This window comes from Lunatimonas salinarum (assembly GCF_017811155.1).
In the GTDB taxonomy this organism is placed as follows: domain Bacteria; phylum Bacteroidota; class Bacteroidia; order Cytophagales; family Cyclobacteriaceae; genus Lunatimonas; species Lunatimonas salinarum.
Window position 1 is genome coordinate 61,722 of sequence record NZ_JACVCV010000003.1, and the last position, 11,309, is coordinate 73,030.

12 protein-coding genes are annotated in these 11,309 nt (G+C 43.9%); all 12 read right to left on the reverse strand.

What is annotated here, in order from left to right; genetic code table 11:
- Positions 1-155: 155 nt before the first annotated feature.
- Positions 156-1,682 carry a bifunctional phosphoribosylaminoimidazolecarboxamide formyltransferase/IMP cyclohydrolase gene (purH, locus tag IAQ59_RS04090; RefSeq protein WP_209329521.1) on the reverse strand — a complete coding sequence of 509 codons (1,527 nt, stop codon included), beginning with the start codon at positions 1,680-1,682 and terminating at the stop codon, positions 156-158.
- Between the two features lie 71 nt (positions 1,683-1,753).
- Positions 1,754-2,311, reverse strand: coding sequence for a phosphoribosylglycinamide formyltransferase (gene purN, locus IAQ59_RS04095; RefSeq protein WP_209329522.1), 558 nt, complete (start codon positions 2,309-2,311; stop codon positions 1,754-1,756).
- 94 nt (positions 2,312-2,405) lie between these two features.
- Positions 2,406-3,278, reverse strand: coding sequence for a geranylgeranylglycerol-phosphate geranylgeranyltransferase (locus tag IAQ59_RS04100; RefSeq protein ID WP_209329783.1), 873 nt, complete (start codon positions 3,276-3,278; stop codon positions 2,406-2,408).
- A gap of 116 nt (positions 3,279-3,394) precedes the next feature.
- The gene (locus IAQ59_RS04105; protein ID WP_209329523.1) at positions 3,395-4,258 is read right to left on the reverse strand and encodes a hypothetical protein; all 864 of its coding nucleotides are present in this window, start codon (positions 4,256-4,258) and stop codon (positions 3,395-3,397) included.
- Between the two features lie 4 nt (positions 4,259-4,262).
- On the reverse strand, positions 4,263-5,276 hold the full coding sequence (locus IAQ59_RS04110; protein WP_209329524.1) for a Gfo/Idh/MocA family protein: 1,014 nt from the start codon (positions 5,274-5,276) through the stop codon (positions 4,263-4,265).
- Entirely contained in the window at positions 5,273-6,301 is a 1,029-nt protein-coding gene (locus IAQ59_RS04115; protein ID WP_209329525.1) for a DUF354 domain-containing protein, read from the reverse strand. Before IAQ59_RS04115 ends, IAQ59_RS04110 begins: the two co-directional genes overlap by 4 nt.
- Complete coding sequence (locus tag IAQ59_RS04120) at positions 6,301-7,494, reverse strand: prenyltransferase/squalene oxidase repeat-containing protein (RefSeq protein ID WP_209329526.1); 1,194 nt, start codon at positions 7,492-7,494, stop codon at positions 6,301-6,303. The genes IAQ59_RS04115 and IAQ59_RS04120 overlap by 1 nt, the downstream gene beginning before the upstream one ends.
- Positions 7,495-7,878: 384 nt before the next feature.
- Positions 7,879-8,598, reverse strand: a complete 720-nt coding sequence (locus IAQ59_RS04125; protein ID WP_280866790.1) for a tRNA1(Val) (adenine(37)-N6)-methyltransferase — start codon at positions 8,596-8,598, stop codon at positions 7,879-7,881.
- A 2-nt stretch (positions 8,599-8,600) separates the two neighbouring features.
- Positions 8,601-9,068 carry a ribonuclease HI gene (gene rnhA / locus IAQ59_RS04130; RefSeq protein WP_209329528.1) on the reverse strand — a complete coding sequence of 156 codons (468 nt, stop codon included), beginning with the start codon at positions 9,066-9,068 and terminating at the stop codon, positions 8,601-8,603.
- A gap of 59 nt (positions 9,069-9,127) precedes the next feature.
- Entirely contained in the window at positions 9,128-9,703 is a 576-nt protein-coding gene (locus IAQ59_RS04135; protein WP_209329529.1) for a MarC family protein, read from the reverse strand.
- Between the two features lie 66 nt (positions 9,704-9,769).
- Positions 9,770-10,834, reverse strand: coding sequence for an aminotransferase class V-fold PLP-dependent enzyme (locus IAQ59_RS04140; protein ID WP_209329530.1), 1,065 nt, complete (start codon positions 10,832-10,834; stop codon positions 9,770-9,772).
- A 9-nt stretch (positions 10,835-10,843) separates the two neighbouring features.
- Positions 10,844-11,269 (reverse strand): type II 3-dehydroquinate dehydratase, encoded by a 426-nt coding sequence (aroQ, locus tag IAQ59_RS04145; RefSeq protein ID WP_209329531.1) that lies wholly within the window; start codon positions 11,267-11,269, stop codon positions 10,844-10,846.
- Positions 11,270-11,309 lie beyond the last annotated feature (40 nt).

Consider the following 11,309-nt stretch of genomic DNA (forward strand, 5'->3'; position numbering starts at 1 on the left):
AGTACTATTCGTTTCTTTATAACGCAAAAAAGGACAAAATTATGTCCTTACTTATTGGCTACATTGGAAACGCGCACCGGTTGTAGGGTTGCAGAATTCACTACAGGCTGATTTCTGCAACCCCGGTACTTTCACCCCAATAGGAATTGGGGTATTTAGTGTTTGAAATGCCGCACACCGGTCATCACCATGCTCATTCCGTGTGCGTCACAGTAATCAATGCTGTCTTGGTCCTTAATGGATCCACCCGGCTGCACCACGGCTGTAATGCCAGCCTGATCGGCGATTTCCACGCAATCTGGAAAAGGGAAAAAGGCATCTGAAGCCATCACGGCACCCTTTAGGTCAAACCCAAACGAGCTGGCTTTCTCTATAGCCTGCCGCAACGCATCTACTCGGGATGTTTGTCCCACTCCGCTGGCAAAAAGCTGGTTGTGATTGCTCAGCACAATGGTGTTCGATTTGGTGTGTTTACACACCTTCAATGCAAACGCTAGGGCATCCATCTCCGCCTCGGAAGGTGCCACCTTCGTGACCACTCTGAAGTCTTGCTTTCCTTCCGTACGCAAATCCCTATCCTGTACAACAAAGCCGTTCAATAGCGTCTTCACCTGATCTGTTCCTGAGAGTCGGATCTTCTGCTTTAACAAAATCCGGTTCTTTTTCGCTTTCAGCAACTCCAGGGCTTCATCTTCAAATTCAGGGGCAATCAACACCTCAAAGAACAAGCCTTTCATGGCCTCAGCCGCCGCAAGATCCACCGGCTGATTAGTCACTAGCACCCCGCCAAATGCGGAAATTGTATCCGCTGCAAAAGCCATCTCATAAGCCGCTGCCACCGTAGGCGCCACGGCTACGCCACAAGCATTGGTATGCTTTAGAATGGCAAATGCGGTTTCTCCTTCAAACTCTTCTATCAAAGATACCGCAGCGTCCACATCCACCAAGTTATTGAATGACAATTCCTTTCCATTAAGCTGGTCAAATAGATCTGTCAATTTTCCGTAGAACGCTGCCTTTTGATGGGGATTTTCGCCATATCTCAGCGGAGTAGCGTGTCCCTCACTGATTTTAAGCGCTGGAATCTCCTCCGCTTTGTTAAAGTAATGGAAAATATGGGTATCGTAATGGGAAGACACGTTGAAGGCCTGTGCGGCAAAACGCCTTCTATTCTCCAACGTAGTGCCCCCATCATGTTCCTCTAATACCTTCTGCAACTCGCCATATTGATTCTTGGAAGCGACTATTACCACATCCTTGAAGTTTTTAGCGGCAGCTCTAATCAGCGAAATGCCTCCAATGTCAATCTTCTCGATCACGTCAGCTTCATCCGCTCCCGAAGCCACGGTCTCTTCAAACGGATACAGGTCTACGATCACCAAATCAATCTCTGGTATGCCAAATTCAGCTGCCTGGGAAACATCTCCCGAGGCGTCACGGCGATGTAAAATCCCTCCAAATACCTTTGGATGGAGGGTCTTAACCCGGCCTCCAAAAATAGACGGATACCCGGTGAGTTCCTCCACGGGCACCACTGACGCACCCTGCTCTTCAATAAACTTTTGAGTACCGCCTGTGGAATATATTTTGACTCCATATTTCTTCAATAAGGAAATGATGGGTTCAAGATTATCTTTATAAAATACCGAAATTAATGCTGATTTGATTTTCTTGACGGCCATGACGCTGTATTTATGGATTAATTTTTGCTGATGAATTGCATTAAGGGCGCAAAGGTACGGAAATCAGTTGATTAAATCAGGCTTTCTATCACTTTCGGATAGTATTTATATTCCAATTGATGCACCTTTTCTGCAATTTGCTCAGCGGTATCGGTTTCCGATAGGGCTACTTTTTCCTGTAGAATGATCTCCCCTTCATCGTAGTGCTCGTTCACCCAGTGAATGGTTATGCCTGTTTCTTTTTCTCCGGCAGCCTTTACCGCCTCATGCACACGCATGCCATACATGCCCTTGCCTCCGAATTTGGGAAGCAACGCCGGATGTATATTCACAATGCTTTTTGGAAAAGCCTGAATCATATCCTCAGGCACCTTCATCATAAATCCCGCCAACACCAGCAGATCAATGTTTTTTACCAGTAATAGTGCTTTCACAGACCCGTTCTCCAGCTCCTTTTTTGAAAAAGTAAAGGATTGAATTTGGTGATTTTTTGCCCTTTGCAAGACGTAGGCGGTTTCTTTATTTGATCCAATCAAAACCACCTTTGCGTGGGGCACAGATTCAAAATGGGTAATGATGGCTTCGGCGTTGGTGCCATTTCCCGATGCTAATATGGCGATTTTCTTCAATTTGTGAGGAAATTAAGGTTGGGAAGTAAAAGTACGGAAAATGTTAAAAAATCAATTTTAAAAAGCGTCTTTTTCGAATTTAACAAACGATGTATCACACAAATACCATACTGATCGCACCGATCAACATCAGGTATTTGGCAAATCGGCTCAGTTGTGTGAAGTGTATCTTTCGGTCTGCCTGATAGATGCGGCTTAAGAAAAAAACGAAGAACACGCCCAACACACCGAAGTACAAAAGGAGTGCTGGATCACCAATCCGGAAAGTTACCGCCAAAATCGCCATGACAAAAATTAAGGCAATGCCAAAGATCACCCGCTTGGTACCACGAAACCCAATAACGATGGGAAGCGTCTTACATCCATGCTTTCGGTCTCCCTGTCGGTCTTCGATGTCTTTTATGATTTCACGAATAAGATTGATGAAGAAGGCAAAAATAGCATAGGCAAAAATAATCATCTCGGATCGTTGATAATAGAATCCAATAATCCAGACAGACAAGGCGGTCAATCCGGCAACCGTTAAATTGCCTACAAACGGCAGCCGCTTGAGGGAATTGCTGTATAGCCAAAGCATAAATGCCGCTACAAATGTCACCAATCCCACTCTGGGAGCAACCAGGGCTCCCAAGGAAATCCCCACGAAATTCATGACCGTATGCAAGGTCATCACCATACGGCGTTTCATCCCCCTACCTACGACGACTTCATGCGGTCGGTTCACGTAGTCGATTTTAACGTCGTAGTAGTCATTTATCATATACCCAGAGGCAGTGAGGATCACCGTGGAAACCACCAGGAGATAGAGCTTGAAATCCTGCAAAACCGGAAGTCCATCGGGTGTCTCCCCTACTAAAAAATAGGCCGTCATGAGCTGCACAAAGGCAACCATGAGCAAGTTATTGGGCCGAATGATTTTGAAAAACCCGCCAAATGTGAATATAGGAGAAGCTTGCGCCTGATTCATTTCGCAAATGTAAAATAAAAGCGTGGATATCAGACTCAATCTTTTACCGATCACCTGGTAACGTTTTTACACTTGGCAGGAAATTGGTTAAACTCTTCCGTGAGCTGCTAACGCTTTCAAACGGGTGTCCCGCTGAAAGAATCTATTAACTGCTTTGACTGTCTGATATTACCCCGTGAAGATGCCCCAAACAAAATCGAATCAACCCCAGATAATCCGCATACATATTGAAATGCCTCCTTTGGTGGAATAGCCCCTGCTGCCAGAACCTGCATGGCAACTAAGTTACACCTTTTTTGCGCTATCACCTCCTCGTAACGCTCCTTTCCGCCGGACATTCTAAAGCCTATGCTATTGATAGAGGCACAAATCGTAGGATTCTTTATACCTGCCTTTTCCAGCGTATCAAGTAAAAGAGGGAGATTCATGGTTATAAATCCAGGTTCAGCCTCGTGTTTTTCTTTTATATGATCATAAAAAACCTTAAGAAAATCCACCATCCCAAGACCCAGCAGCAGATCAGTGATTACATTTTGCATCCATATAACAGGTGTATTGATCCCTCTGAACATCTTCAGTTCTGCGTCGATCATCAGCTTTACGAGACTGGCGAAGTCCTTCTTTACGAAAGCAAAACCACCTTTGGCAAAGGTACTAAATACGTTTCCAGGCACAAAATGCTTGACCGTGCCCAAAATCCCAAGTTCGGTCACAGCATTAGCATACTTGTGGGCATAGGGCATACAGGGATAGATTTTAAAATCCTGATATTTGGGGTTGCCCCTCACAATATCACATATGTACTCGATCCTATCGTGAGTGGTACACATAAAGGTATTGATTCCTTCATCTATGGCGATATCTAAAACATCCATTATCGCCTTGTTATCCTGAAAACGAATCGTCTGTGCACGAGACTTCTCATCAGAAGCATGATTAACACCAAAAAACTGGTTATCGCCAAATAATACTCTATCCATAATATTATATCGTTGAATCTGAAATCAATAAGTTAATCACCTCGTCTGTGTAAGAGGCTGTTCTAAATGGGCTTTTATTCTTAATGGATCGGTCCTGAATACATTCGATGAAGTGATCGATCTGAGAACTGTATTCCTCACCCCTTAAATAGAAATCTACCGGAGAAGTCAAATCTGTAAGGTACTTGACGGTCCAGCCCTTGGGGAGGTTTAGTTTTTCGTTTGCTTCCTTAAGGTAAATTTTTACCTCCGTTGCGTCGGCGATAATTTTACCTTTTTTGCCAAGTAAAGTCACTTGAGTATTCATTTTACGATGAGTCTCGTCGCTCCAATTGACTGATAACTGACCTGATAAACCACCCTCGAGCAGGAGGGTACTATACACAGCGTCCTCTACTTGCTTTGAAAAAATGCTCTTTAACATGGTGCCGCCTACCTTTACGCCCCTTCCACATAAAAAATGAATCAAATCAATCGTATGCGACGCATAATCATATAGACACCCACCTCCTTGTCCTTTCTCAGATCTCCAAGTACTTCCTTTTTCCCGAAGGACAACCGGCCCGTAAGATTCACCTAAAAAATGATACAAGTCACCTAGTACATCTTGACCAAGCAACCTTTTAACTTCTTGAAAGGTGCCCAAGAACCGATTATGGTAACCAACCTGATTCACAAGTCCCAGTGACTCCGCCTTCTCTGAAAGTTTAACACCTTCCTCTACCTTCAACGCAAAAGGCTTCTCACAAAAAACGTGTAGATTATGATCCAAAGCGTAGTTTACCATTTCGGAATGGTACTTAGTCGGTGACGCTATTACAATGCACTGAAGATTTGAATTATCGATCATCTTCTTATAGTCTGTGAAACAGGCTACTGTACTATGCTTGGTGAAACCATCAATAACCAGTGACGATGTGTCGCAAACCGCTACGAGATCAACTTGGGGGTGTGCTCCTAAAATAGCACAATGGGAGATTCCCATCTTACCTAAACCAACAATTCCAGCTCTTATCATTTCTTAAGATTTAATAATTCAGTTTTAAATAAATTGTAAGCAGCTTTACCTTTTTCTATCAGGATCGCACTATTACCTCCTGACTCGCTCAGACGATCAAGCATTTTTTTCACAAAAACTAGGTCAATGGAAGGCTGATGAACCATATAACCGTTTTCTATCAGAAAATTGTCTACATCCAACAGATCTCCCTGATAAACCGAAATGGTTGGAATTCCTATCATGCTCATTTCCCGGGTCATCGACCCACCTGCCCCAATAAATAGCAGACAGTTTACCGCAACCTCGTCAAATGGCACAGGGTTTAGTGGAACATCAATTTCTCTAAATTTCGACTGTGAATAGTGTTCAATCTGAGCGCGATCCCTAGCCAAAATCGTCACCTTAAATTCTTTGCTTAGATCAATTAAAAAATCATCCATGAAGTTTAACTTTCCAGAATAGTACTGCGCAGTCTGCGGTTCTGGCCTCACGTAGATTACCTTTTGATTTCCAGCTCTCTGCACCCTTTCTGCAATTATTCTTGAACCCTTTACCCAAAGATAAACCCCTTCCTTGATTCCAGGGTATTGAACAGTCCGTTTCATACTCGCCCCCTGCCGTCTAATTTTCTCAATAGATAAGTTTTCCGGAATAAAAATCTTATTTGCAAAAAGAAAGCTGGGAATGTTACCGGCGGCATGCTCGTTATCGTTGGTATAAATGGAAGGTATCCCAAGTAGCTTTGCAGTAAGTGGAAGATAAAAACTGCTTTGACAAATCGCCGCATCTATAGATTTACGCTTGAGATAAGAATATAAATTGACAATTCTGGAAGGAAATGCCAACAGTTTTTTAGAAAGGGACTTTTCGACCCGATCTCCAATAATCTGATGTGCCCATCCTTTCTGCTTGACTAGCTGCACGGTATTGGCAGAATCCCTGCAGGTCAGAACGAATTCATGACCATCTTCAGTTAATTCTTCGATGAGTGGCTCAAAAAAACTAACCTGAGGGGTATTAATAAAGTCTATCCAGATCTTCATCAGCCTTTTGATTTTAAATTTTCAAACTCATAAATAATTAAGGCCAAAAACATCCATGCCTGAGACCATCTCATATAGGAAATCTTCGAGGTAAAAAACCTATTGATCTGATAATAAAAATAACCCTCAGGAGACTGCATGTGGTCGATCGTCCACCCTAATACCTTTTCAGCCAATTTCCTGTGTTCCTGAAATTTACCAAGCTTGTGCAACGTTATGATCAACTGAGTAGGTGCATGTATATCAATAGGATAGACACTATTATTGTAGTATTTGGGTACTCCTGCCTCGGTAAAAAACGTATTCAAGTAATAGTCAAATCCCTTTGATAGATTCCCCAAAAACTCATCAGACCCAGTGAACCTTGAGTAATCAGAAATACACTCCAGATTATATCCCGTGTGAAAGTTATCAATCCACTGATGGAAATCATACCTGCCATAAGACCAAGCGCCGTTTTCCTGTTGATTTTTACATGCAAACACAACCGACTTTCTGGCTTCCACGATTAATTCCTTCTCTTTGGTAAAACTATAGACACGAGACAGTAGTCTTGAACCTAATAAGGAAGCGTTGTAAACTACACTTTTATCCAAAGGTGAATATGAAAATGAAAAAGAATCTCCACTTTCATCATATGTCCTATTAAGATCATTCAATATAAAATCACAAGAACTTCTTATCGCATCTAAGTACTTTTTATCCTGCGTAACCTCATAGGCATCTAAAATCGACGACCCAATAAACGTAGTAGCTACGACAGTGGGTGTAAATTTAGGCTGAAAAAAGGCCCTCGATTGCCAATCAAAATTATAGCCCCAACAACTTCCCGACCACCCCGGAGTCTGTAGATCGAGCAACAAATCAGAAAAAAATACAATTTTATCGCGATATTCTTGTTTGGGGTTCATTCTGTAAAGCAGGCAAAAAGCCTGAAGGAACAACCCAACGGCTTTAGGGTTGTATTCTTTGTCTATTCCTACATATTTCCGTAGATTGATTGGTGATCGCTTAAAAAACTGTGTCCAAGCGAGTTTAACCAAAGCACTCTTTGACAAAACTGGAATCTTATTGAAAAATCGACTATTTAAGCTGTCATAAGGATCATACCCCTTATAATCCTCCCTTTCACAATATTCAAAAAGCTTCAAGAATGCGTCTTTTATCTTCTTTTCTTCAAAACCAGTCGCCATCAAAATTCCAAGATTAGATAATGGGCATAGTTACAAAAAAGTTTTGAAATTCCCTCAAAAAATTTACCGATAATACAACTTTATTGCCGATTCGGATTCTCCTAAGACACATCGCCGGATTAATCAGATAGGGTGAGCCAATTTCTTGTTGCGATCCACTACCGTCTTGATGGTTGGGCTGGAATTCTCATTGGCTAAAACCATCAAAAAAACCTGTCTGAATCAGAAAACAACTAGCTATACTTTACCAACCCACCGGTACTTTTATCTCCCCGTTTTAGAATCTTCAATTTCACTTATCTAGTTAGCTTGTTTTCACCGAAAAAACAGAAATAGACCTTCGTAAAGTGAAAACACATTGATACCAGGTCATCTCCTTTCCCGCTAAAAATGCAAGAGATAAGGCCGCAGAAGTTCCTTGTAGGCGAAAGAGTACTGACCCTCGCTGTCCCTGATCAGCAGCGTCCCTGGTGGCGTGTTCCCCTCACTAAGTCGGCGACTAAAAGCTTGTACTTCTCGCAATATCGGTTTCCCATCGCGATCGTATACCTGAATCTTAGCTACCCCCCATAACCCAAAACCTGAAGCGACTAACTCAAAATCCGCCATTTGCCTAGGAGGAAGGATGATCCAAAACAAACCCTTTTCCGTAAGCAGGGCCTGGACTCCTTTCGCCAATTCAAAAAAAGAAAGGGAATGCTGGTGCAAGGCCGTGTTTCTCCTGCTATCCGCAGAAGTCAAATGGGAGGCATAATACGGTGGATTACTTACGATCAAGTCAAAAAAACCATGACCTGCTTCACAAAACTTCTGGAAAGGCTGATTCAAGACCTCAATCCGATTAGCCCAAGGGCTCATCAAAGCATTCGATCGGGCTTGCTCCGAGGCATGGGAATCGATCTCTACGGCGCTTATCTGAGCCTCCTTGTAGCGCTGCGCCAGCATAATGGCCAACGCCCCGGTACCTGTACCCACATCCAAGATCCGGAGGGGGGCAGTAGCCTTTGCCAATGCCCCAAGCAAGGCCGTATCTGTGCTGAACTTCATCGCACAGCGATCCTGGTGCAAGGTAAACTGTTTAAATTGAAATACGGAACCGCCCATACTTAAAAAATCCCCCCAGAGGTCAGTGCTTCGTAGCCATGGTCGACTTGAAGAGATAGTCCTTCGGCAGCGGCTACCGCCAGCTGATCGCAGCGTTCATTTTCTCGATTGCCTGCATGCCCTTTCACCCAGCGGTAGGATGGCTTGTATTTCAGGTGAAGGGGAATGTAACGCTTCCAAAGATCCACATTTTTCTTGCCCTTGAAACCCTTCTTTTGCCAGTTCCAAAGCCAGCCTTTCTCCACGGCATCTACCACATATTTGCTATCTGAAAATATGGTGACAGGAAGCCCTGTCACCTTCAGTTCCTCTAACCCCTTGATTACCGCTAAAAGTTCCATGCGGTTGTTGGTGGTTAGGCGAAAACCCTCGGAAAGTTCCTTTCGGTGATTTTTGTAAAGAAGGACAACGCCGTAGCCCCCGTTTCCAGGATTACCCTTTGCTGCTCCGTCCGTGTATATGACAATCATTCGTCAAAAATAGGGAAAAAACAACGGATACCGTAGCCGGACCAGAAACCCTGCACCTGCTATCCGGCAAATACGTTGGATTTGAATATTTTAATCGCAATAGATAATAGGATAATGCCAAAAATCCTACGAAGCACATCCAATCCGGTCTGCCCAAGCTTACGCTCTAACCAATTGGTACTTTTTAATACAGCATACACAATCACCAAATTTAAAACGATACCAATTGCAATATTTGCCTGCGTGTATTCCGATTTAAGCGTCAGAATGGTAGTCAAGGTTCCCGCCCCCGCGATCAACGGAAAGGCAATGGGAACGATGGAGGTACTGGTAGCACTAGCCGAGGGATCTGGTTTAAAAATTTCGATTCCGAGGATCATCTCTGCCCCTAGGGCAAAGATGATCAGGGCACCTGCAATGGCAAAATCCTCTACGCTTATTCCAAAAAGGTTCAGAATGGACTTGCCCAGCACCAAAAATAACACCATAAGCACCCCCGCGGTGATGGTAGCTTTTTCCGACTGTATATGTCCGACCTTTTTTCGCAGGTTGATGATGATCGGGATAGAACCCAAAATATCGATCACCGAAAAAAGAATCAACGTTACAGATATTATTTCCTTGAAATCAAACATAGGTCAAAAGAACGATCCATGAATTCCCTCCAAAGCACGCCAAGTGGCCACTCCCCCTCCGATTCTTTAGGGATAGGTCGTGAGAAAATTTACGATCTTTTCGAATTCCTCATCGGTAATAGCCGGAAAGTTCGCAATTCGAAAACTGGTAGGCTTCAGGGGGCCATATCCACCTCCTAAGGTCATGCCGTTAGCTTCTGCCGCTTGCTTAATTTCCTTGATAAAAGATTCCGCGCCGGAAACCCCCAGTACCGTCCTACTCCTTGTCGCTGGGTTGGAAACGACAAAATCCAGCGATTGAGAGGCTTGTACCACGGCTTCTAACTTTTGCATGCGGGCTTCTGTCTTTTCCTGGATTTGCGCAATGAGCGGACTATCTGCAAGCACCCTGTTCAATAGGTAAATCGCCAGCACGTTTGGGGTATAGTGGGTCTGGTATCTATCCGCATTTTCCAGCATAAAGCTCAAGCTATTGTATCGTCCGCGCTCCCCTTTTGCCTCCACTTTCTCCACTGCACGCGGAGATACTACCAAAAGGCCCAGCCCTGCGGGCATCCCAAAGCACTTCTGTACCGAAGAGTACCATATGTCAGCCGCACGGAAATCCAAGTAAATTCCCGCCATCGAAGAGGTGGTGTCTACGGCAATCATCTTGTCCGGAAAACGGGCACCTAAGGCTGCAATCGTCTCATTCCGGACTTGGGTGGCATTTGAGGTTTCATTTTGAGTGATCGCAATCAAGTCAGCAGATTCGTGAATAGTTAGCTCATCGACCTGAATCTCTCGGTCTTTATCCAGGACAAATGCTTGGGTAGCTGGAATGATGTGCTGGGCAAATCCAAACCACTTTTTACCAAAAGATCCGGAATAAATATGAAACGAATGGTTCTGTACAATGGATTGCGTGATGATTTCCCAGTTTTCCGTAGCACTGGATGTAAACAAAAGCCGATAATCTGAGGGAACATCCAATTTTTCCCTGAAAAGACGTTCCGTTTCCCTGTATAAGTCCATGAACACCGCACTGCGGTGATTCGCACTTAAAATCCCCTGCTGGAATGCATCCTGAAAATAGCTGTTAAGCTTATCATATACCTTGGATGGACCGGGTGCAAATGTAAGATTGGCCATGCGTCTTGCTTACTTGTTTTTTGAAAGAAAATATTGAATGCCCAGGTCGTATCCATCCAGCCCTAAGCCTGCGATCATACCTACGCATTCTTTGGAGATAATGCTCTTGTGCCTAAACTCCTCTCTCTTGTAGATGTTGGAAATATGTACTTCCACTACTGGAGTGGTGACGCCTGCTATCGCATCGGAAATAGCCACAGAGGTATGGGTATAGGCCCCGGCATTCAATAGAATCCCATCGTATGAAAAACCCACTTCGTGGATTTTGGTGACGATTTCGCCTTCAACGTTATGTTGAAAATAGGCCAATGATACCTGCGGATATTTTTGAACCAGCGTGGCAAAAAACTCCTCAAAGGTGCGGCTTCCGTAAATTTCCGGCTCCCGCTTGCCCAAGAGGTTTAGGTTTGGTCCGTTGATGATGATCAGTTTCAAATTGCTTGGATTTTGGTAGTCCATTTCAGGCGACAAAGTT